The following is a 20,905-nucleotide window of genomic DNA, read 5'->3' as shown; positions in this document are numbered from 1 at the left end:
AGTTGTAAAATGATTTTAAGAGCCATTAATATTCAAACATGCACGGCGTGAAGTTTAAGGCAGCTGTTGTACATGGTTTTAGAGGTACTCTTAATATTCAAACACGCACTTAAAGGTCTAAGTTGGCATCAGTGCTGAGCAGACCGTTTTCCGTCTAATTAATATTTAATTATGCAGTAAAACTAAGCTCCAGCTACCGTTGTAAGGCAGCCTTAATATTCAAACACGCACTTAGGGGTTACATCGGTAGCAGTGTTAAGTAACACTTCTTGCTACCAGATTCACTATTAAATCATGCAGTAAGTTACGTCAGCTGCTATCGTTGTACAATGATTTTAGAGGTACCCTTAATATTCAAACACGCACTTGTAGGGATTCCGTTAGTACCTGAGCGGAGTGATTCGTTTCACATCTAATTGCTATAAATCATGTAGTGGAGTTAAGACCTAAACTGCTGTTTAAAATGACTTTATGGCCTCCTTGATATTCAAGCGCGCACTTTGGGGGTCACGTTGGTGGTTGTTCTGATTGAGTTGTTTTGTAGTCTAATTACTATTAAACCTATTGTAGAGTTTGGTTAGGAGCCACCGTTGTACAATGGTTCTAGAGGCATCCTTAATATTCAAACACGCACTTAGGGGGGATGTATTAGAAGCAGAGCTGAGTGACTCGTTTATCATCCAATTGCTATAAATCATATCGTTGATTGAGGTCTACAGCTGCCGTTGTAAAAAATTCGAGGGGTTATTAATATTCAAACACGCACTTAAGGGGCCACATTAGTAGCATGGCTGGGAGGCTCGTTTCGCATCGCATAGCATCTAATTACGATAAATCATGCCGTGGAGTCCGAAGCTGCTGTTGTACAACGATTCTAAGAGCGCCCTTAATATTCAAACACGCACTTAAAGTGCTAAATCTGTAGCAGTGATGAGTGAGGCGTTTTAATTACTATTTTACCCCTAAGTCATATCGAAGGATTAAGCCCGCAGCTACCGTTGTACAGCAATATTAGGGGCTTTTAATATTCAATCACGCGCATACGAGTTGTCCTGATAGGATTTCATTTTTTATCCGATAGACGGTGGCAACGCTGCAATCAGCGAGTTTAGACACTTCTTCTGCCCCAAGGTTTTTGTTTATGTACCTAACGACCTTTTCTCTGGTCGCTTTATTCTTACTACGCCCACCAACCTGTTTCCCTTCAGCTTTTGCTTTGGCTAAGCCCTGCTTAATTCTCTCACGACGCTTATCGTTATCCTGGCGAGCCATGGTTGCCATTAGGTCAAGCAACATATTGTTGACTATTTTTAGGATGTTACTTGTTAGGTCATCATCACTAATGAGAGTGTGGGTAGTTGGTAAGTCAGCGACTATAAGACGCAGACCTTTTTCGTTAATGATTGCTTTTAGCTGATACCACTCATCAAGGGGAAGACGAGAGAGGCGGTCGACGCTTTCGACAAGAAGTATCTCATCAGCCTCAGACTCAGCTAGCAGTAAGCCTAGTTTAGGGCGTTTTAATTTAGTGCCAGTGTAGTTCTCAACGTATTTCCCTACGATAGTTATGGCATTACTCTGACAAAAATCAGTAAGCTCCTGTTCGGCTCGGTAAGCGTCTTGCTCTTGTGTGCTTGCTCTCATGTAGATTCTAGCGTTCATATTCTCTCACTTCTCATTAGCCTTTTGTGTAACTAACTTCATTGATAAACTCTCAATAGCCATTCGATTTATTGGCTATTGAGAGTTAATACATATCAGCCTGACGATGTAAAAAACACCTCACTCGGCTATAGTCAATTGACACCACATCATGACTTAATCTTCTGACGCTCATCGTCAATTTTTCGTAAGTCTGCGTCGAAGCTAGATAAGAACTCATTTTGGTCTTCATCAACCAGGGCGTCAGTTTCTTTAAATGTATCAGCCGGAAAGTTCATACGGAGGTTTTGTATGTTTATAGCTTGTTTCCAAATAGAGATGTCTTCATCGGTCATTTTAGTCAATGGGAAAAAGAGGTTCTCTTCGCTGTAATAGTTATTAGGTATCTCTAACTGCGGCAGGGGGAAGTCATCACACTTTATAATATACCTTTTGCTCTTTCTGCTGAACTCAACGTATTCAAGGCTTCGACTCTCATCGAAGTACAGTTTCATCCCATCAAGATACGCATAAACTTGCAATCTATGCATTGCAGTATTGAAGCGCTTCGGCTCTTTTAAAAGGTCTATTAAGTCGGGGAGTATTAGCTCAGCTTTTTCAACGTGGCTATCCTTTTTCAAGCTCTTTAGCTTTTGATGTACATCCTCGACCTCTTGCTCTATCGTTAGAATATGCTTAAAGGCATGACGTACAGTTGCATTATCGCCAGACTCTTCTGCTTCGTTAGAGACCTCCTTGTAGTTGTCTAGTTTTGCCGATAATTTACTCAGCAGCCTGTTTAAGGTACTTTCTTGTTGGAGCCTATCTTTATGTAGTTCTGACTTGGTCAGCTTTTCAAGTATGGTTCGACGTGAATACTCGAAATAAAAATAATGTGCGATGATAAGAGGGAACGTACTCTTTGTCGTGCAATCAGGGCTCTTGATACCTTTACGCTGAGTGTTACTACACCTTAATAAAGGAAGGCTATAGCACCCTTTTTTCTTATTATAGCTGCGCTGAATGCTCATTCCGCAACCACAACCCTTACACCGGATTAAACCACTAAGTGGCCATTCGCTATCGGGCTTAATATTTTTATATTTACGGTTTTCGCGAATATCTTGTGCTTGGTAATACGTGCTCTCATCTATAGCTGCCTCATAAACCTTGTTCCCACGCCACAAGCCGATCACTGAGTCCTTAGTAATCCAATCCATTACAGTGCTAGGGTTAGTTTTTTTCAAGAAAGAGGCATCAGGGTACTTCTCTTTTATGGCGTTGAGTATATTTCTTTGACCTTGGCCTGAGAGGTAAAGATCGAAAATATCTCTAATGATGCTTTTATGTTCGTTGCATGTACCATCACTGTTCAGCCAAAAAGGACGTCGCATCTTTGGTACAATGCCTTGCTTAGCGTTTTCTTCACGTCTTACATAGCTACCCTTAACTTTTCTAGAGCGATACTCTGAGTCTTCATAGGCGGCTTTTATTTCAAGTAATAGCTCAATCCGTCCAACAAGGTCATTAACATCCTCAGGCTCATATATCTTATCCTTCTTAGTGATCGCAATAGACACGCCATACTTCCAAAGCCTTTTCAGTAAGCCCTCGGCTTCGCCGAGATCTTGGCGTGTAAGGCGGCTAAAGTGTTCAATCAATACAATCGATTTAGGCTCGATTAGCCCTGACTCCAGGCGTGCAATAAATTCACCTAATGCGCCAGTCGATACGTTTTTACCCGTGTACGCAGAGATACCTTCATCAACAATCTCTTCTGCAAGCTCACATTCCGGGTGTCTACTTAGCCAGCCCTTAAGCTGTTCCGACTGCCTATGTAAGGAGCTGTTACCTCTTTGTGCATCCGAGCTAAACCGCTGGTAGGCATATACTTTACGTTTCATAATCTTTAATTTCGATGTGATTTAAGGGGGATGTTATTTGATGTGCACAGCTAGGTCAACAGTGAGCTAAAAGCCGCGCAATCAGCCATGTTTTTAATTCGTAAATATGCGGTTGATAAAGACAGCGGGGATGCGTTGCTTGAGTGGTTAAAACCATTTGAAACGCTTATTTATAAGCGAGAAGGCAATTGGCGTGACTTGGCGGATAAAAACAAACTTACTAAGTCGATGATCCCAAAATCAAATACCCCATATGGGCAAGAGTTGATTGATAAAATGGTGATGTTGATTAAAGAAGAGCTGCATCATTTTTATCAAGTTTTAGAGATCATGGATGAATATGGGGTTGAATATCAAAGTATCACGCCATGTCGTTACGCAAAAGGTATGCTCAGACACGTTAAAACCTATGAGCCTGATGCCTTGGTTGATAAGTTAATTGTCGGGGCTTACATTGAGGCCCGCTCGTGTGAGCGCTTTGCCAAGCTTGCACCACATGTTGATAAGCGCCTTGGGGATTTTTATATCTCATTGCTGCGTTCTGAGGCTCGTCATTATCAAGATTATTTAACGTTAGCTGAGGAAATTTCTGGGCAGGATATTAGCGAGCGCGTGGCCCATTTTGGTCAAGTAGAGGCAGAGCTAATTTCATCGCCAGATGAAGACTTTAAGTTTCACAGTGGTGTGCCTGCGTAGCAAATTCCGATATTAATAGAACAAAAATATTTTCAGCTAACGCGGTGTGAGATACTGAGTTTCTCACACTACCTCCAATATATCCATTCTCTCATTTATGTCACAACATCTTAACTATCTGATATATATAGTTAAGATAATTCTGCAATGCTTTTGGAAGGGTTTTGGTATGGCGTATAGGGTGAATACACCTCACAGTGTTTAGCGGTACTTAGTTCACTAAAAAAAGGAAAACCCTATGATAAAAAGCAACGTTAACCTGAGACAGATTGGTGCATTTTTTCTGATTCTATTGATAAATTTCAATGTACTGGCTGGACACGAAAAATCAACTGGTGATATTACTGCAAGCAATTTAGTTGTCTCGTTTTATGAACGAGTGTTTATAAACAAAGAAGGTAATATCAGAGCAGTATCTGAGCAGTTTTTGCATAAAGACTATATTCAGCATAATCCGTATGTCGCTACAGGCAGAGAAGCATTTATAGAAACCGTCGGAGATTGGCTTAAAAATGAGTCAGTTTCGATAAAGCGCGAAATTAAACGCGTGATTACGCAAGATGATATGGTCGTTTTACATGTTCATGCCTACGATACCAGAAAGTCAACTCCAGGCAGTGCGGGGGTGGATATATTTCGAGTTCACAATGGAAAAATAATAGAGCACTGGGATGTATGGCAAAAAATCCCATCAAATATGTCCCATGACAACGGTATGCTTTAAGCGCAGCTGAGGCAACCACGTTGGCTTCATACTCATGTGATTGCATGCGTATCATGAACTCTTTATGATGTTAATAAATTTTGCAATAGATATTGTTAGTGTTGACTGATCGCCACTGTATTGATTCGTATAAGCTTAAAAATGTTATAGTAGACCCTCAACTTAGCACCATTGGCGGTGCTAAAGTTGAGCCAAAAGCTATGCAGCTATTGGGTTTGCTGGTTGAGAAGCAAGGCAGCCTTTGTTTAAAAAAAGAGATTATAGATGAATTATGGCCTAGACAAATAATTGGTGATGACGTCATTACTAAGCTTGTGTTTGTATTGCGTCAAGCGCTAGGAGACGATGCTAAATCACCAATTTTTATATCGACTATTACTAAACGTGGTTATGTTTTGATGGTTCCTGCCAAACCGCTGAAAACAATTAGTTTTAGTATTGTCGTACTTAGTACTTTGCCCGTGTTATTGATGTTTGCATGGATGTTTTGGCCTTCAGCAAGTACTTCCTTACACTATGAGGTAATTCGCTCCAAGCCCATTACACACAAAGAAGGTGTTACCTATGACTATGCACTAGGGGAGCACTTTGACGGCTATTTTTATCAACGAGAGGGAAATACTCAGTTGATAATTAGCCACCCAAACAACACAGAGCAAGTCGCTATCAGTGATAAGTGGCAAAAGCGTAGCCTAGAGATTGTTGGAAATACTTTATTTTACATTCGCTTTAACTTGGCGAAATACCAAATAGTGAAGCACAGATTAGGCGAAGCAATAAAAGTACTTGTAGAGCGTGACAAAGCTATCTATTCGTTAGCCTTTGATGAAGATAAACAAGCTTTGGTTTTTAACCAATACGAGCATAATGCGAGTACAGTTTTACAACAATACTCATTTATTAGTGATACTGTACAGCGTTACTCAATGCCAAAGGGCATAAGCGTTGATAAAATTTACCAGCCATACTTTCATTCACGACTAAACACTCTATATTTTGTCGGTGTAGATGGGCAAACACCTACGATTTATGGTCTGAAAAACGATCAAATCACTGGTAAAATAAATGGGTTTAGTAAAGTCACGGCTATAAGTTCGGGTATACACATTGATAACTTATTGGTTGCAGGAACATACCGACAGATGCAAGGAATTTGGTCGGTTTCTTTAAAATCGAACGTTATTATGCCTGTTTATTCTCATGCAGGTAGCGAAGTCACCGATATGACGTTTGACGCTGCGCAAAAGCTGATTTATTACAGCTTTTTGGAAAGTCGAGTCGATTTAAAAGAAGTCAGTTTAGATGGTGAAGTGAACGTTTTCTCAATGTTAAATTCTACGTTAATGGAAACAACCGCTCGTTATTCTTCAGACAGCAAATCCATATACTTTATTTCAAATAGACGTGGAGACTTTGAATTATATGGGTACAATATTCACTCCAAACAAGTAAGTCAATTGAGCACGTTGCAAGCCAATTCTATAAGGTATTACAGCATATCAAATGACAATCGCTATGCAGCGATTGTTTACTCGAAAGAGCTGATTTATTTAGGTGTCATTGAATTAGAGTCTGGTCGCCTTATTCGCTCCGTTGCATTAGATGATGTGAAGTACCCGTTAGCGTGGAGCAATGACGGTAGATATATTTATGTGAGTGAGCATAAGAAGAATGTTGCGCTGTATTTGTATGATGCGTTGAACTTAAACATTGTCGACGTGAGCCAGAAAAAGGGATTAGTTGCTTATGAGGTTGCAGACAAAGAAGTAATCACGTTTGACTATTTATCGAGCCGATTTGTACTGTATGACTTTAAAACTAAACAGAATCGTTTTCTAAGTGAACCAGTATCCAATCATGGCATTTTATCACCTGACAACGCCTACGCTGATTCAGGTTATGCTGTGTTGAGCTATCAAGATGGAATACAAAAAGTGATTTCTCAATATACGCTTTCCAATGTCGCGTCTAAGAGGAAGCAAGTCATATTAGGTCAATGGTCATCTTCTGGCAATGTGCAATCATATTCTGTTGATAGGCGCAGTACGTTGCTTTCAGATCGCGGTAACATTACCAACGGGAATGTGGTTGCGTTACAGATTAAATGATTGTGAAAAGCTCACAGCGTCAGCTCGTTACTTAACAGTTGTTGCTCATCAGCCTCGTTCACCACTAAATACGAGCTTTGGCTATACCAGTCACCTAATACCGTGCGGGTAAGCTGTTTATTGTTGTGCTTGTAAGTATGTACATCGGGGCGATGGGTATGACCGTGGATCATATGCGCGACGTTATAACGCTCAAACATTTCTAACACAGCACTGGGCGTTACATCTAAAATATCGGCAGCTTGATTCATTTGCTTGGCTTTGCTCTTTGCACGACCATTTTTGGCGATATTGCGACGCACACTTAATGGCAAAGATAAAATCAACTTTGGCCACCACCAACCACGGCTCTTTTTGCGAAACTTTTGATAGGCAATGTCGTCTATACACATTTCATCGCCATGTAATACTAAGGTTGGTGTGCCATATAAGTCGACAACATGTTGCTCTGGTAACAGAGTCATGTTTGCTTGCTTGGCATAGCGTTTACCCAATAAAAAGTCGCGATTACCATGTGTAAAGAATATCGGTATACCTGTTTGTGCGACCGCTTTTAGCTTGTTAGCTACTTCGAGAGCTAATGGACTTTGCTCATCATCACCTATCCATACCTCAAAAAAGTCGCCCAAAATATACAAAGCATCAACATCATCGTTCATGTGCACTGCTAAAAAGTCGAAGAAGGCTTGGGTAATTTGTGGGTGCTCGTCACTTAAGTGAAGGTCGGAGATGAAGTAGGTTTTTCTCATGGCGCTTCTTTTGAGATAAAGCGGGCTGAGCCCGCTTAAAATAACTGAATTATTCTGTGATTGTTACTTTTTCGATGATCACGTCTTCAAGAGGTACGTCTTGATGGAAGCCCGAAGAGCCAGTAGCAACAGATTTAATTTTGTTAACTACGTCCATACCTTCAACCACTTCACCAAATACACAGTAACCCCAACCTTGTGAAGTTTCACTGCTGAAATTCAAAAAGTCGTTGTCATTTACGTTGATAAAAAACTGAGCAGTTGCAGAGTGAGGATCTGGTGTACGCGCCATCGCAAGCGTACCAGCTTTATTGCTCAGACCATTGTTTGCTTCATTTTCAATCGGCGCTTGAACAGACTTTTGTTCCATGCCCGGTGCGAAACCGCCGCCTTGAACCATAAAACCATCGATAACACGGTGGAAGATTGTGCCATCGTAAAAGCCAGACTTGGCGTAGTTTAAAAAGTTTTCAACTGTTTTAGGTGCATCTTCAGCAAATAAGTTAACGCTGATTTGACCGTAGTTTGTGTGTAGAACAACCATTTCGGCTTCCTAATCTTTAGAATTTACAAAGGCTGTATTCTATAGCACAAGAGTAGGAGCTGACAATTTTCAAAGAGAATTAATCGTACACGAGAAAAAACCTGTCGATTTGTGCCTAGTAGTGTCACTTTGGGTATAGAGCAGAGGCGGGGCAAGTGTTATGATTGTGTTTCATGTCTTTTTTTGTTTAGGAATAACACTACATGTTGCAGATATACAACACACTAACTCGCCAAAAAGCGCCGTTTAAACCATTAGTCGAAGGTAAAGTCGACATGTATGTGTGTGGTATCACCATTTACGATTTCTGCCATGTGGGACACGCACGTACCTATGTTTCGTTTGATGTGATGAACAGATATCTTCGCTACTTAGGATATGATGTAACCTATGTACGTAACATCACCGATGTTGACGATAAAATCATTAAACGTGCAGCCGAGAACCAAGAAGAGATAAACGACTTAACCGTGCGTATGACCAAAGCCATGCATGAAGATTTCGATGCCTTAAATATCCTACCAGCAGATATTGAACCAACTGTAACTGGGCATATGGATGAAATCATTGCGATGATCGACAAGCTAATAGCCAAAGGCCATGCATATGTTGCAGGTAGTGGTGATGTGCTATTTGATGTGTCGACCTTTGAGCAATATGGTCAACTGTCACAACAAGATTTAGCCATGTTGCAAGCGGGTGCGCGTGTTGAAGTAGCGCAAGACAAAGACGATCCACTAGACTTTGTACTTTGGAAAAAGGCCAAAGCTGGCGAGCCTGCTTGGCAATCGCCTTGGGGTGAAGGTCGCCCAGGTTGGCATATTGAATGTAGTGCAATGAGCTCGAAACACTTAGGTGAGTTTTTTGATATTCACGGTGGTGGCTCAGATTTGCAATTTCCACACCATGAAAATGAAATCGCGCAATCATGCTGCGCCAACAATGGTAGGTATGTGAATACTTGGATCCACACAGGTATGGTGCAAGTAAACAAAGAGAAAATGTCGAAGTCGTTAGGCAATTTCTTTACCGTGCGCGAAGTATTAAAACAATACGACCGTGAGACGGTTCGTTACTTCTTAATTAATGGCCACTATCGTAGTCAGTTAAACTACTCGCAAGAAAACTTAGACCAAGCGCGTTCATCATTAGAACGCATTTATACCGCGCTTCGCGGTGTAGAGTTGATTGAAGTGTCACTTGAAGGCAGCGAATACGCACAGCGCTTTGAAGCAGCCATGAATGATGACTTCAATACGCCTGAGGCGTTACCTGTTATTTTTGAACTTGCCAAAGAAGTAAACTTACTCAAAGAAAAAGATGCTAAATCGGCGGGCGAACTGGCTTACACCTTAGTACAGCTTGCAGGTGTGTTAGGTATTGCACAGCAAGAGCCGGAGCGATTTTTACAAGGCGATCAAGATAACGACGAAGTGGCAAAAATTGAAGCCCTCATTGTTAAGCGTAATGAAGCACGCGCAAACAAAGATTGGGCAGCTGCCGATGAAGCACGTGATGCGCTTAATGCATTGGGTGTGGTGCTAGAAGATAGTGCTGGAAAAACCACTTGGCGCAAGGCATAGCGGCTTGCAAATTTAGTTGCCAAGTATAGAAGTTAACGCCACACTCAATAAGTGTGGCGTTTTTTTTGAGGAAAAATAAATGGATATGAGTTGGCTTGATAAAGAGCTTATTAAAGTAGGCGATTTTTCTTTGCTGGTTGGTGAATTATTTTCATTTTTTATGGTGCTGTTGATCACCTTTATTATATCTCGTGTGCTGCGAGCGGCATTTGGACGATTGGCAACCCGTCAGGGCATGATTGCGCATACATCCGCTTATGTTATAGGACGCTTTATTCATTACATAGTGCTGTTTATTGGTTTTATTATCGCTTTAACATCATTAGGTATGGAGATGACAGAGCTTGCCTTGATTGCCAGTGCGCTGGGAGTTGGTATTGGCCTTGGTCTGCAGGGGATGGTCAATAATTTTGTTTCTGGACTGGTTTTACTATTGGAAAAAACAGTCAAGGTGGGAGACTTTGTAGAACTATCTAATGACGTTGTTGGTGAAGTGATGGCAATCTATATGAGGGCCACGCTAATTCGTACCAATGATAATGTGGATATTCTTATTCCTAATGCTGAGTTGGTCTCTGGCTTGGTTACAAACTGGACTTTAGCAGAAAAGGTGAGGCGTTTTAGAATTTCATTTTCGGTGGCTTATGGCAGTGATAAAGCGTTAGTGAAAAAGGCGGTTCTAGAGGCCGCAGACAATGTACCTTATACGCTAAATAGTCTTGGCCGTGAGCCAACGGTTTGGATGACAGGGTTTGGAGACAGTAGTTTAAATTTTACTCTCGGAGTATGGGTTCAACCTGAACAGGTAAAACGCCCCACTGCATTGGTATCAGATTATTTATGGGCGATAGATGATGCGCTTCGAAAATATCAAATTGAAATCCCATTTCCACAGCGAGATATTCATATTCGTACACCAGCAGCAAAAAATAATTGTGTTGATTAATTAAATAATAAAAGGCGAGCATTAGTCTTTAGTCGAATGTAAAAGTAAAAAAGAGCAAAATTTTGGTTTGCTCTTTTTTACTTAGTTTTTGATAAAGTGGGGTTTTTATTTTTATTGCACTAACCCTTGATATTTTTAGTTGTCAATCTGTTAATAATTAATTTTGCATAAAATGAAATTAGCATTATAGTTAAATTAGTGTAACTTAAATGGGTGAGTAGGCCTATGGCTGAGGGTGTAATAAAGTTTGACTTTGATCACACAGCAGCATTTATAGACGGCATGAATAAAGGGCTCAACCACCTTGATAGCAAAATGTTTACCTTTCGGCATGTCGCACAAAGTGGTTTACAGATAAGGCTATATTCTCGTCGTAAATCACCCTTTAGTGAGGCTGACACCATACTAGTTTGCAAAGAAATAACTGAGCGAGCGTTGAGTTTAGAAACGAGTTTTGATTGTGCTTGGTCAGATGATGAGCTAGCACTGATTGACGCCTTGCAAAGTCAAGGACATAGTATTTTATCTATGCATGTTGTGATACGACGAGGCCCGCTAATGGTTTTTTTTCTAGAGGACACAGAATTGCTCCACGGTAGTGTGCCATGTCATGAGCTATTGTGCCGTATGATGTCAGATTACAGTGCAGCACGAGCATTAGCGCAAACGCTAGTCTATTGAACATTTAATAAATTGACTTCCCAACAATTAGGCACCGAAAGGTGCCTTTTCTTTATGATTCCTTTTGCAACGTAACAACCCGTTGAGGGAATGGAATATCGATGTCTGCCATTTTTATTGCGTGATAAACTTGCTTATTGATAGCTAGCTTAGTTTCAATAATTTGAGTGGTTGGTACCCAATAACGGTAGCTAATGATCACCGCGCTATCAGCAAACTGCTCAATGCCTACCTGCGGTTGCGGGCTTTGCGCTACTTTATCATTAGAAACAATCACATTGACTATTTCGTTAATGGCGACATCGCTATCACTATGATAGGCGATACCAATTTCACCTTTAACTAGCGAATACTCAAATGAGTTGTGCAATATTTCACCAATGATGTGCTTGTTGGGAATGGTTATTTCAACCTTTTCTTCATTAACTAAAATAGTGTGGCCCAGTTCTATCTTTTTAACTTGGCCGCTGACCCCTTTAAGTTGAATCGTATCACCCACGATAAACGGGCGAGTGGCAATAATTGCAAAGCCAGAGCCATAGTTTGACAGCATACCTTGTAGCGCTAAACCAGCACCTAGCGAAGCGGCACCAATGGCAGCTACAAATGGGGTCACACTGATGCCAACTTTTCCTAAAGCGATGATCACAAACATGACAATCAGGAGTACTTTTACGAGATTACTCATAAAGTTGGTCAGCGTTACGTCAATGTTGTGGCGCTGCATTAACGCTTCAACCATCTTAGATATCCGGTTGGAAGCCCAAAGGCCAATAAGCAATATGAGTATCGCGCCAAACACTTGCATGCTATAGGTAACTAAATAGTCTCTGATCAGGTTAAAGTAGTGTTCAAATTGTTTTATTTCTTGTTCGATCACGTTGTTTTCCTTGTTTAATGCGTGGCGTTCAAAGTGTAGTTAGCCAAGTATAAAATGGCGGCACCCAAATAGCAGTTGTGATAGCACTTATGGTCATAGCTGCGGATGCATAGGCTCCGGCGATTGGATGATGCTCTAAGGCGCTTGCGGTGCCAATAGCATGGCAAGATACGCCCAGCGCAATTCCTTGTGCCTTTGGGTGCTTAATATTCAATTTTTCTAGTAACGATAAACCAAATATACCACCGAACACGCCAACTAAGATAACCATTATGGCTGCGATAGCACTCATCCCACCGAGGCTTTGGCTCACAATGATAGTGATAGGTGTAGTGACAGACAAAGCTGCAAGTGAGGCACTGAGTTGTTCATCGACTAAAAACAGTTTACACAATAGCCATGCGATCACTGTGGCACTGCTAACACCGATAAAACTACATAATAGGATATGCACAAAGTATCTTTTTATATCATGGAACTGTGTGTACAGCGGGTAGGCCAGAGCAACTACCGCAACCTCTAAAAAAAAGTGTATTGGCTGAGCTGCCAAAAAGAATACTTGGTATTGTACATCCAGCGCTAATAATGCTGTGCTGATGCTAACAATACACAGTAGTAATGGGTTTAATAACGAAACAGGATAAGACCGATATATCCGTCGAAAAAGATAAAACAAGGCGCAGATCAAGATAACAATCAAGGCTGAACTAGTCATTCTTCAGTCCTTTTTTTGCTGCAAACCCCACTAAAGTTAAGCCTACAACGGGCACTAATATCACAGTGCATAACAGGACTGGCCAATAGAGGGCGAGTAAAGAGGTATATTGCACAATGCCGACGCCTGCTGGGATAAAGAACAGTGCCATGTACTTTAAAATGGGTGTACAGGCAGGTTCTAGCCAACTAGGCTGCATAATTTTACTGGCTAGCAAAAGCAGCAAAATGAGCATAGCGACAAGCGGAGAAGGCAACGGAATTTGCCACCATAAAACCATTAATTTAGCACTGTACAAACACATCAACAAAATGCCCAAAGCAATAAAGAACTTAGTAAGCTGACGCAACGAAGCTACCCAATCATTCATCTTCACAGAAGTCCATAATAATTAATTTATGTAAGCTGTGACTATTGGACCAAATTACCACTTGTTTCTCGCGTCGTAGGTTTTTTGCTCATTATGGGTGGCGTTGTGCATAGCAATTTTGGTATTTTTATTAAGTAGCAGCTTTATCTGGGAAAATGTCTCTTTGGCTAATGTTGCTCTGAGATTTTGTTGATAAGCGGTTTGGTTAACACGTTTTATAGCTGCAAGTGTGTCTGGTGAACGAATAAGTAATCGGCGCAATAAATCATCGCAACTTGCATGTAAGTTATCACTTACCTCTGAAGCTAAGCCTAATTGTACTGCTTGCTCACCACTGATCGTTGTTCCTAGCCAAGCAAGTTTTAATGCTTGATCATAGCTAAGTATTGCAGGAAGCAGAGGACCTGAGCCCATATCTGGACACAATCCCCATTTAGACTCCATGATAGCCAGCTGTGCGCTACTTGTTGTAATACGATAGTCAGCGCCAAGGGCGATATGTAAACCGCCGCCAAAACAATTACCATCAATCAAAGCGATAACAGGTATGGGCAGGTTTCGCCATGCAAGACAGACACGTTGTGCTAAGTTAGCATTGCCGGGTAACCACTTAAACAGTAGCCTAAGAATTGCAGAAGGCTTTTTCATGACTGACTTTACGTCTAGCCCCGAACAAAAATTCCCTCCAGCGCCTTGAATAACCACGGCTCTGATTTGACGGTTATTTTTGAGTTGTTTAATCGTTTTATCAATGGCAATAAACATCTCAAAGGTGAGTGCATTTTGTTTTTCTGGGCGGTTGAGCGTAACCCAAGCCACATTATCGCGGTGTTCTACACGGAGCATTATAAAATCCTGTTATGGTTATAATTATTGTCTTGTTTAGAGTTTATATTCTAGCAATCGTAATTTCAGCAGATAAATTTGCTTATTTAACGAAACATCGTGGCCTTTAATTTTATGATTTTGCTATCATAGCAATGAATGCATTAATTTAGAGAGTCTCAACCATGTCAGCCCGTCTTTGTAGTGTTGAAGAAGTAACCCACCAAGCATATGAAATTTTTCAACAACTCGCACCTGAGAATTTATCAGAGCAAGATATTGAACAGTTTAACCTGCATCATGAAGACTATGGTTTTATAGAAGATAGCGAGCCAGACGAAAGCTGGCAGGAATTGGTAGCGTTAGAGATTGAGCCTGAGCATTTTGTACAAGTGCTCGTCGGTATTGAATACGAAGATGGTGATGAGGTGCTCGCAAAAATTCTGATTAGCAGAGATATTGATGCACCGTTTTGTCATGTTTTGTGGAAGCAAAGCGAGTCTGAGTAACCCCTTTAAAATAGTCGTTGTGAAGTTGTGCAGTATATTAAAATAATTTTGTGTTTGTTTAGCTTATTATTAGCAATAGAAAGCTACGCCTCAGATCCATTGAAAGATTTTCATAAATATGGCGAGCTGTCAGACGAAGAAATCCATCAGAAGCATCAAGGGGATGTGTTGTATGGGGATCTTGAGTTTGGCTTTATTGCCAATAATGGTAATAAAAAGAGCACTGCGTTTAAACTAAAAAGCAACATTTACCAAGATTTTACACAGTGGCGAAATCAATTCAAATTAGATGCTTTGTACCGTGAAGATGATGCCAATGATAATGGTCAACATGAAGTCTCTGCGTCTAAATACTTTGTTTCCGCACAGGGAAACTATAAAGTTGGTCAAGATAATGAGTCATTTTTCCTGTACGCAGATTATCTAAATGATAAATTCAGCGGTAAAGACTACACAGCGACAGTGGCGTTGGGGTATGGGAATCGTTTATTTGAGAGTCGAAAAGACACCGTAGATTTTGATATTGGTCCGGGTTTATATTTGTCAAAAACAGACGATGAGACCGAGCTGCCTGAAGGTGAATCACGACTAAAACAGGGTCAGCTTGTTCGTATTGCATTGCAGTGGGAGAGGAATATTTCTAAGCGTACGCGCTTTAATCAAGACGTGAGTATGGAAATTTCACTGTCCGGATTAAACGACCGCATGATCAGTGAAACCGCAATTGTAAGTCAGGTTTTAGGAGGCGTATCGTTGAGAATATCATATAGCTATCGTTATAATTCACAACCAGAAGAAGACAAGGTAAAAGCTGATACTGAGCTTGGTGCCACGTTGGTTTACAGCTTTTAAAGAGGAAATTTATGTACCGTCATACCCAATTTTCATGGGCAATCATGGCTATTCTGGCGTGGATAGCAAGTTTCTTAATATTGGCGACATGGCTACTGGGTTACAATGTGGTAGTGCTTGTTTTCGGTATTATTATAGCGGTATTAGCATGTTTGTTTTATGGCCTAACAATAGAAGTGAACAAAGAACAGCAAACTTTAAGCTGGTGGTTTGGCCCAGGCGTAGCCAAGAAAACTCTTAGCTTTGATGAAATTGAAGAAATAAAAGGGGTTACAAATTCACTACGCCATGGCATCGGTATGCGTATAACCAACGACGGGTGGGTTTATTCAGCGTCAGGGTTCAGTGCCATTGAAGTAAGCTTACCGGACGGTATGAAGTATCGTTTGGGAACTAATGACCAAGCAGGTTTACTCGAAGTATTGAGTGAAAAAATAACAAGCGCCGAGTAGGCGCTTGTTCATAAGCATATCGCTTAGTGGTCGTGACCACAGCCACCTTCACCATGTACGTGGCCATGTGCAAGCTCGTCATCGGTAGCATCACGTACTTCTAAAATTTCTACGTCAAAATTAAGTGTGATCCCTGACAACGGGTGGTTACCATCGACTATCACTTCTTCATCTTGGATATCGATGATCATTACCATTTGGTCGCCATCGTCAGTCGTTGCTCTAAATTGCATACCCACTTCGATTTCCATGCCATCAAACATAGATTTTGGCACTGCTTGCATCAGGTTATCATGGCGCTCACCGTAGCCTTGCTCTGGCTCAACAGTTACACTTAGTTTGTCGCCAGCTTGCTTATCAATAAGCGCATCTTCTAGGCCTTGGATCAAATAGCCAGTACCCACGATAAACACCAGTGGCTCACCATCAAAAGAGTTATCAATGGTGTTGTTGTCATTATCTAATACAGAGTAATGCATTCTTACCACTTTGTTTGGTGCGATTTTCATAATATATCCCGTTTATTGGTCATCTAGAGAATAGGGGAGAGGTAATATTTTCAATGCTACCTCGGGTGAATTTTTTGCACGTAACAGTGCCGATTGTTCAGTGTCGTTGGGAAGAACGGCTAATGCACTGTAAGTATTATTTGCTGGGTTAAAAACCTGATGCACTACTTTGCCTGCACGACGCCAATTATCACCAAGCTGCAGTTCTAACTCACTTTCTTCAAGTGGGCTGGTCGACTCGCCTTGCACGATATACATAGCGCGCTTGTTTTTACCAAGATAGCGCATTCTCGCTACGGTTTCTTGACCTGTATAACAGCCTTTTTTAAAGCTGATACCATTTAACGCTTGTAGGTTAATCATCTGTGGCACAAACTCTTCAATATTCTGCGCATTGATTTGTGGCTCGCCTGCGAGAATACCAGCTTCAATAAATACACTTGGGTCATTACTTACTTCAATGTCAGCAGGCAACTCGTAGCTGTCACTAATAATTAAAATGAGTCTCGTATCATCAAGCTTTATCGCTTTGTTGTCGCCAAAATCACATGCGCTTTGCTGCTGTGAAAAATTTAAGCCTAGCAAATCACATACATTGTTCAATTGGGAGCTGTGAATTCCTACTATTTTGGCATTATTTAAAGGCTCAATATTTACCTTTGCAAAGACGCCATACTTTTTTAGTTCTCTTGTAGATGCGTCAATTTCAGGCTCAGAACCAAGCAACATAAAGCTTTGCTGATATTTGAACAGTCGAAACACTCCCCACAACTTGCCTTTTGGACTGCAATGACCTGCCCACATAAAGTTTTGCTCAGTAATCAAGTTCATATCTTGGGTTAGCTGACCATGCAAATAACTCAGTTGCTCAGGCCCTGAAACAGTAATTACCTTGTATGGTAGATTAACAGCACTTATGAGTGACATAAAATTAATCCTTAAAGAGAGAATGGGGTAATGTTAACTCATATCGACATGCGCTTAAATGCTGATGCTAAAAGAAATCTCTTAAGACTATTCGACAGCATGTTTTTGTGGCGAAGGCGGGTGTCTCTGGGGCTAAACTAAGATATAATTTGTCTAGTATAATTAAAAAAATTACAGATAAGGGTATTGAAATGGCAGAGCTGTATTCAAAGTCTCGCACAAAATGGGCTTGTCGACGTGGTATGTTGGAGCTAGACGTATTGTTGGGGCCATTTGTTGACGAAGCTTATGATGCCTTAAGCGAGGCTGATAAATTGGTATTCCAACGTTTACTCGCCGTGGAAGACCCTGATTTATTTGCATGGTTTATGGGACATGAAACTTGCCCCGATGCAGAACTAAATGCCATGGTTAAATTGATCCTTGACCGAGTCCGCGTATAAGTTCGTATTTAAAAATAACATACTAGGCCACAAACCATTTGTGGCCTTATTTGCGAGTGTTACTTTTATATGTGTGATGCTGTTTCCTTCGTATCATATGATCTTTTCAGCAATTGTTTTGGGCTATGTTGGATATAAAATATGCCTGCAGCAATGTCGAAAAAGCACCCCATCCAGCGGCACTATTTTAATCACTGAATCTGATAATTATATTGAATTTCAAGGCGCTTTATATTTAGTTGGAAAAGTGTCGAGTGCTCAGTTATTTATCAATATATTATGTTTGCAAGTGACAGATTATTCTGGCGCTCGCCAGCGTGTATTGATAGGCCAATGGGCTTTATCGGCACAAGATTGGTCTCACTTGTGCCGAGTGTGCTTTGCTCACGATACTATTAGGACTTAAGGCTTTAAAATCGTAGGCTGAGGTGCGTCATTCTGTTGTGGGTAGTCAATGGTGTAGTGTAAACCTCTACTTTCTTTGCGCTCTAAAGCACAGCGGATGATGAGCTCCGCCACTTGTACTAGGTTTCTAAGCTCAAGTAGATTATTTGATACCCTAAAATGTGCATAGTATTCGTGAATTTCTTGTTGTAGAAGCTCTACGCGACGTAGCGCTCGTTCTAATCGTTTGGTGGAGCGTACAATACCAACATAGTCCCACATAAATAACCTTAACTCATGCCAGTTATGGGTGATCACGACTTCCTCATCCGAATCGTTAACTTGGCTTTCATCCCATTCAGGCAACTGTGGAGGCTGTGGACTCGTTTTAATTTTTGATAAAATGTCTTTGGCGGCTGCATGGGCAAAAACGATGCATTCCAACAATGAATTGCTGGCCATACGATTTGCGCCGTGCAAACCGGTATAAGCAACTTCACCTACTGCATACAAGTTGTCAATGTCGGTTTTACCATTGAAGTCAGTGACAACTCCACCACATGTGTAATGCGCCGCGGGCACAACGGGAATCGATTCTTTCGTAATATCTAAGCCAACACTCAGACATTTTGCATAAATAGTAGGAAAATGCTCAATAATAAAATCTTTGTCTTTGTGCGAAATGTCCAGATACACACAATTTGCACCTAAGCGTTTCATCTCATAGTCAATGGCTCTGGCCACGATATCTCGAGGTGCCAACTCTTCACGGTCATCGAAATCGGGCATAAAACGGGTGCCGTCAGGGCGTTTTAGTAATGCACCTTCACCACGCATGGCTTCGGTGATCAAGAAGTTTTGCAGCTCTGGATGGTAGAGGCTGGTGGGGTGGAATTGGTTAAATTCCATGTTCGCAACCTTGCAACCAGCGCGCCATGCCATGGCAATGCCATCGCCACTAGAGACATCAGGATTTGATGTATATAAGTATACTTTACTAGCGCCACCGGTTGCTAACGCCACAAACTTAGCTGAGATTGTCTCTACGCGGTCTTTTCGCCTATTGAACACATAAACGCCTTTTATACGTCTCTGATCGCTGGTTTTGTCGCAAATAAGATCGATGGCATTGTGTTGCTCAAGTAAAGTGATATTGCTGTGTGCTTGGACTTGGCTTACTAACGTAGTTTGCACTGCTTTACCTGTAGCATCGGCAGCATGTAAAATACGCCTGTGGCTGTGGCCGCCCTCACGTGTAAGGTGAAATCTTTCTTTACCTTTGCTATCAAATTCTACGTCAAATGGCACTCCTTGTTCGATAAGCCATTTTAAACAGTTTTTTGCGTTACTTGCGGTATAATGAACAGCATCACGGTCACATAGACCAGCACCTGCAGCCAATGTGTCTTCAACATGGGACTCAATACTGTCATTTTTTTTGTCAAATACCGCAGCGATGCCGCCTTGTGCATACAGTGTGGAGCCTTCTTTTAAATCGCCCTTACTTATCACGGTAACATGACAGTGGTTTGCTAAAGACAGTGCTAAGCTTAAACCCGCAGCGCCGCTTCCGATAACGACGACGTCGGTATTATGGTTTTTATTTGACTTCATGTGTTTAGATCTTCACTTTTTCTATGCGCTACATACAGCTAGTTGCATCATCTTTTGCTATTATACACCTAATTAAGGTAAACCATATGTGCTTTGTGTGAGCTATGTAAGTGCAGTTATGTACGTTAAAAATGTGCTTTTGGTCGTTATTTTAAAAAAATATTAAAAAAAACAGAACTTTTTAATCATGGCTCAGTCAGAGTAGCTGTAAATAATGGCAACGAAACATTGAGTTATAACTATAACAAAGAGGAGTACCGGCTCGAATGAGCGAGCAGGATTTGGATTTAGAACTGGTTAAGCGGGTGCAGCAAGGAGATAAAAACGCCTTCAACCTTTTAGTTGCCAAGTATCAAAATAAAGTCGCCGCATTGATTTCACGTTATGTATCAAATCACGGTGATGTAGCAGATGTAGCCCAAGAGGCATTCATCAAGGCGTATCGCGCACTCCCTAATTTTAGGGGAGAAAGTGCGTTTTACACTTGGTTGTATCGTATTGCGGTTAACTGCTCAAAAAATTATTTGGTGGCTCAAGGGCGAAAACCCCCGGCCAATGATGTTGATGCTGAAGAAGCTGAGTTTTATGACGGCGCTGAGCAGTTACGCTCAAATGCATCTCCTGAGAATTTATTGCTAAGTGATGAGGTAAAGGCTGTTATATTTTCGACAATAGACGGTTTACCTGATGACTTAAAAACGGCGATTACGCTTCGTGAGATCGAAGGTATGAGCTATGACGAAATCGCGGTAGTAATGGATTGCCCAGTTGGTACCGTTCGTTCTCGTATCTTTAGGGCACGAGAGGCAATAGATAATAATTTAAACCCACTAATAGGTGAGTCATAAC

Annotated in this window: 22 protein-coding genes and 1 pseudogene; 12 read left to right on the top strand and 11 right to left on the bottom strand. The window is 41.2% G+C overall.

Translation table 11 applies throughout. The features are described 5' to 3' along the window. Positions 1 to 1,032: 1,032 nt before the first annotated feature. Positions 1,033 to 1,662 (bottom strand): recombinase family protein, encoded by a 630-nt coding sequence (locus HG263_RS04285; RefSeq protein ID WP_171624809.1) that lies wholly within the window; start codon positions 1,660 to 1,662, stop codon positions 1,033 to 1,035. 149 nt (positions 1,663 to 1,811) lie between these two features. Beyond that, positions 1,812 to 3,545, bottom strand: coding sequence for a recombinase family protein (locus HG263_RS04280; protein WP_171624808.1), 1,734 nt, complete (start codon positions 3,543 to 3,545; stop codon positions 1,812 to 1,814). 63 nt (positions 3,546 to 3,608) lie between these two features. Between HG263_RS04280 and miaE the strand changes: the two are divergent. From miaE to HG263_RS04265, 3 genes and pseudogenes are all read left to right on the top strand, one after another. Continuing rightward, positions 3,609 to 4,241 (top strand): annotated as a pseudogene (miaE, locus tag HG263_RS04275) (tRNA isopentenyl-2-thiomethyl-A-37 hydroxylase MiaE); the annotation flags it as partial. A gap of 238 nt (positions 4,242 to 4,479) precedes the next feature. Further along, the gene (locus HG263_RS04270; RefSeq protein WP_171624807.1) at positions 4,480 to 4,965 is read left to right on the top strand and encodes a nuclear transport factor 2 family protein; all 486 of its coding nucleotides are present in this window, start codon (positions 4,480 to 4,482) and stop codon (positions 4,963 to 4,965) included. 98 nt (positions 4,966 to 5,063) lie between these two features. After that, complete coding sequence (locus HG263_RS04265) at positions 5,064 to 7,073, top strand: winged helix-turn-helix domain-containing protein (RefSeq protein WP_171624806.1); 2,010 nt, start codon at positions 5,064 to 5,066, stop codon at positions 7,071 to 7,073. Between the two features lie 11 nt (positions 7,074 to 7,084). Here HG263_RS04265 and HG263_RS04260 read toward each other — a convergent pair whose 3' ends face one another. Next, positions 7,085 to 7,822 carry a UDP-2,3-diacylglucosamine diphosphatase gene (locus HG263_RS04260; RefSeq protein WP_171624805.1) on the bottom strand — a complete coding sequence of 246 codons (738 nt, stop codon included), beginning with the start codon at positions 7,820 to 7,822 and terminating at the stop codon, positions 7,085 to 7,087. Positions 7,823 to 7,871: 49 nt separating this feature from the next. Next, positions 7,872 to 8,366 (bottom strand): peptidylprolyl isomerase B, encoded by a 495-nt coding sequence (ppiB, locus tag HG263_RS04255; RefSeq protein ID WP_171624804.1) that lies wholly within the window; start codon positions 8,364 to 8,366, stop codon positions 7,872 to 7,874. A gap of 203 nt (positions 8,367 to 8,569) precedes the next feature. On the opposite strand from ppiB, the gene cysS reads away from it, so the two are divergent. The 3 genes from cysS to HG263_RS04240 all read left to right on the top strand — a co-directional run bounded on the left by cysS (position 8,570) and on the right by HG263_RS04240 (position 11,576). Further along, positions 8,570 to 9,949, top strand: coding sequence for a cysteine--tRNA ligase (gene cysS, locus HG263_RS04250; RefSeq protein WP_171624803.1), 1,380 nt, complete (start codon positions 8,570 to 8,572; stop codon positions 9,947 to 9,949). Positions 9,950 to 10,028: 79 nt separating this feature from the next. Next, positions 10,029 to 10,895 carry a mechanosensitive ion channel family protein gene (locus tag HG263_RS04245; protein ID WP_171624802.1) on the top strand — a complete coding sequence of 289 codons (867 nt, stop codon included), beginning with the start codon at positions 10,029 to 10,031 and terminating at the stop codon, positions 10,893 to 10,895. 225 nt (positions 10,896 to 11,120) lie between these two features. Then, positions 11,121 to 11,576 carry a hypothetical protein gene (locus HG263_RS04240; RefSeq protein ID WP_171624801.1) on the top strand — a complete coding sequence of 152 codons (456 nt, stop codon included), beginning with the start codon at positions 11,121 to 11,123 and terminating at the stop codon, positions 11,574 to 11,576. A 52-nt stretch (positions 11,577 to 11,628) separates the two neighbouring features. Here the strand turns inward: HG263_RS04240 and HG263_RS04235 are convergent, their stop codons facing one another. Genes HG263_RS04235 through HG263_RS04220 form a run of 4 tightly spaced genes read right to left on the bottom strand, consistent with a single transcriptional unit; the run spans position 11,629 to position 14,387 of the window. Then, positions 11,629 to 12,456 carry a mechanosensitive ion channel domain-containing protein gene (locus HG263_RS04235; RefSeq protein WP_171624800.1) on the bottom strand — a complete coding sequence of 276 codons (828 nt, stop codon included), beginning with the start codon at positions 12,454 to 12,456 and terminating at the stop codon, positions 11,629 to 11,631. A 28-nt stretch (positions 12,457 to 12,484) separates the two neighbouring features. Next, positions 12,485 to 13,171: an LrgB family protein gene (locus tag HG263_RS04230; RefSeq protein ID WP_171624799.1), complete on the bottom strand. Its 687-nt coding sequence runs from the start codon at positions 13,169 to 13,171 to the stop codon at positions 12,485 to 12,487. Further along, positions 13,164 to 13,541 carry a CidA/LrgA family protein gene (locus tag HG263_RS04225; protein ID WP_171624798.1) on the bottom strand — a complete coding sequence of 126 codons (378 nt, stop codon included), beginning with the start codon at positions 13,539 to 13,541 and terminating at the stop codon, positions 13,164 to 13,166. Before HG263_RS04225 ends, HG263_RS04230 begins: the two co-directional genes overlap by 8 nt. 54 nt (positions 13,542 to 13,595) lie before the next feature. Continuing rightward, entirely contained in the window at positions 13,596 to 14,387 is a 792-nt protein-coding gene (locus tag HG263_RS04220) for a crotonase/enoyl-CoA hydratase family protein (protein WP_171624797.1), read from the bottom strand. Positions 14,388 to 14,551: 164 nt separating this feature from the next. On the opposite strand from HG263_RS04220, the gene HG263_RS04215 reads away from it, so the two are divergent. The 3 genes from HG263_RS04215 to HG263_RS04205 are packed head-to-tail and all read left to right on the top strand — an operon-like array spanning position 14,552 to position 16,179. After that, positions 14,552 to 14,875, top strand: a complete 324-nt coding sequence (locus tag HG263_RS04215; RefSeq protein WP_171624796.1) for a DUF440 family protein — start codon at positions 14,552 to 14,554, stop codon at positions 14,873 to 14,875. Between the two features lie 27 nt (positions 14,876 to 14,902). After that, positions 14,903 to 15,727: a DUF481 domain-containing protein gene (locus tag HG263_RS04210; protein ID WP_171624795.1), complete on the top strand. Its 825-nt coding sequence runs from the start codon at positions 14,903 to 14,905 to the stop codon at positions 15,725 to 15,727. A gap of 11 nt (positions 15,728 to 15,738) precedes the next feature. Then, complete coding sequence (locus HG263_RS04205) at positions 15,739 to 16,179, top strand: hypothetical protein (RefSeq protein WP_171624794.1); 441 nt, start codon at positions 15,739 to 15,741, stop codon at positions 16,177 to 16,179. Between the two features lie 23 nt (positions 16,180 to 16,202). Here the strand turns inward: HG263_RS04205 and HG263_RS04200 are convergent, their stop codons facing one another. Next, positions 16,203 to 16,688, bottom strand: a complete 486-nt coding sequence (locus HG263_RS04200) for an FKBP-type peptidyl-prolyl cis-trans isomerase (RefSeq protein ID WP_171624793.1) — start codon at positions 16,686 to 16,688, stop codon at positions 16,203 to 16,205. 12 nt (positions 16,689 to 16,700) lie between these two features. Then, positions 16,701 to 17,615 carry a CAF17-like 4Fe-4S cluster assembly/insertion protein YgfZ gene (ygfZ, locus tag HG263_RS04195; protein ID WP_171624792.1) on the bottom strand — a complete coding sequence of 305 codons (915 nt, stop codon included), beginning with the start codon at positions 17,613 to 17,615 and terminating at the stop codon, positions 16,701 to 16,703. A 191-nt stretch (positions 17,616 to 17,806) separates the two neighbouring features. Here ygfZ and HG263_RS04190 point away from each other — a divergent pair, with 191 nt between their 5' ends. Together HG263_RS04190 and HG263_RS04185 are read left to right on the top strand one after the other, a co-directional pair. After that, positions 17,807 to 18,058 carry an FAD assembly factor SdhE gene (locus HG263_RS04190; RefSeq protein WP_171624791.1) on the top strand — a complete coding sequence of 84 codons (252 nt, stop codon included), beginning with the start codon at positions 17,807 to 17,809 and terminating at the stop codon, positions 18,056 to 18,058. Positions 18,059 to 18,155: 97 nt separating this feature from the next. Continuing rightward, positions 18,156 to 18,464 carry a hypothetical protein gene (locus HG263_RS04185; RefSeq protein ID WP_171624790.1) on the top strand — a complete coding sequence of 103 codons (309 nt, stop codon included), beginning with the start codon at positions 18,156 to 18,158 and terminating at the stop codon, positions 18,462 to 18,464. Here HG263_RS04185 and nadB read toward each other — a convergent pair. Next, a complete protein-coding gene (gene nadB / locus HG263_RS04180) occupies positions 18,461 to 20,056 on the bottom strand; it encodes an L-aspartate oxidase (protein ID WP_171624789.1) in 1,596 nt (531 codons plus the stop codon). The two genes, HG263_RS04185 and nadB, sit on opposite strands and share 4 nt — an antisense overlap. A gap of 266 nt (positions 20,057 to 20,322) precedes the next feature. Here nadB and rpoE point away from each other — a divergent pair, with 266 nt between their 5' ends. Further along, positions 20,323 to 20,904, top strand: a complete 582-nt coding sequence (gene rpoE, locus HG263_RS04175) for an RNA polymerase sigma factor RpoE (protein ID WP_171624788.1) — start codon at positions 20,323 to 20,325, stop codon at positions 20,902 to 20,904. Position 20,905: the final 1 nt, after the last annotated feature.

Origin of the sequence: Pseudoalteromonas caenipelagi (assembly GCF_013140855.1) — a bacterium.
In the GTDB taxonomy this organism is placed as follows: domain Bacteria; phylum Pseudomonadota; class Gammaproteobacteria; order Enterobacterales; family Alteromonadaceae; genus Pseudoalteromonas; species Pseudoalteromonas caenipelagi.
This window is presented reverse-complemented; position numbering and strand designations above follow the sequence as displayed.

Bases quoted from the DNA above. Each gene is read 5' to 3' on its own strand.
- HG263_RS04220 (WP_171624797.1), bottom strand. From the start codon at position 14,387: ATGCTCCGTGTAGAACACCGCGATAATGTGGCTTGGGTTACGCTCAAC.
- HG263_RS04245 (WP_171624802.1), top strand. From the start codon at position 10,029: ATGGATATGAGTTGGCTTGATAAAGAGCTTATTAAAGTAGGCGATTTT.
- rpoE (WP_171624788.1), top strand. From the start codon at position 20,323: ATGAGCGAGCAGGATTTGGATTTAGAACTGGTTAAGCGGGTGCAGCAA.
- ygfZ (WP_171624792.1), bottom strand. From the start codon at position 17,615: ATGTCACTCATAAGTGCTGTTAATCTACCATACAAGGTAATTACTGTT.
- HG263_RS04240 (WP_171624801.1), top strand. From the start codon at position 11,121: ATGGCTGAGGGTGTAATAAAGTTTGACTTTGATCACACAGCAGCATTT.
- HG263_RS04260 (WP_171624805.1), bottom strand. From the start codon at position 7,822: ATGAGAAAAACCTACTTCATCTCCGACCTTCACTTAAGTGACGAGCAC.
- HG263_RS04205 (WP_171624794.1), top strand. From the start codon at position 15,739: ATGTACCGTCATACCCAATTTTCATGGGCAATCATGGCTATTCTGGCG.
- HG263_RS04280 (WP_171624808.1), bottom strand. From the start codon at position 3,545: ATGAAACGTAAAGTATATGCCTACCAGCGGTTTAGCTCGGATGCACAA.
- HG263_RS04200 (WP_171624793.1), bottom strand. From the start codon at position 16,688: ATGAAAATCGCACCAAACAAAGTGGTAAGAATGCATTACTCTGTATTA.
- HG263_RS04215 (WP_171624796.1), top strand. From the start codon at position 14,552: ATGTCAGCCCGTCTTTGTAGTGTTGAAGAAGTAACCCACCAAGCATAT.
- HG263_RS04230 (WP_171624799.1), bottom strand. From the start codon at position 13,171: ATGACTAGTTCAGCCTTGATTGTTATCTTGATCTGCGCCTTGTTTTAT.
- ppiB (WP_171624804.1), bottom strand. From the start codon at position 8,366: ATGGTTGTTCTACACACAAACTACGGTCAAATCAGCGTTAACTTATTT.
- nadB (WP_171624789.1), bottom strand. From the start codon at position 20,056: ATGAAGTCAAATAAAAACCATAATACCGACGTCGTCGTTATCGGAAGC.
- HG263_RS04190 (WP_171624791.1), top strand. From the start codon at position 17,807: ATGGCAGAGCTGTATTCAAAGTCTCGCACAAAATGGGCTTGTCGACGT.
- HG263_RS04185 (WP_171624790.1), top strand. From the start codon at position 18,156: ATGATCTTTTCAGCAATTGTTTTGGGCTATGTTGGATATAAAATATGC.
- cysS (WP_171624803.1), top strand. From the start codon at position 8,570: ATGTTGCAGATATACAACACACTAACTCGCCAAAAAGCGCCGTTTAAA.
- HG263_RS04270 (WP_171624807.1), top strand. From the start codon at position 4,480: ATGATAAAAAGCAACGTTAACCTGAGACAGATTGGTGCATTTTTTCTG.
- HG263_RS04285 (WP_171624809.1), bottom strand. From the start codon at position 1,662: ATGAACGCTAGAATCTACATGAGAGCAAGCACACAAGAGCAAGACGCT.
- HG263_RS04225 (WP_171624798.1), bottom strand. From the start codon at position 13,541: ATGAATGATTGGGTAGCTTCGTTGCGTCAGCTTACTAAGTTCTTTATT.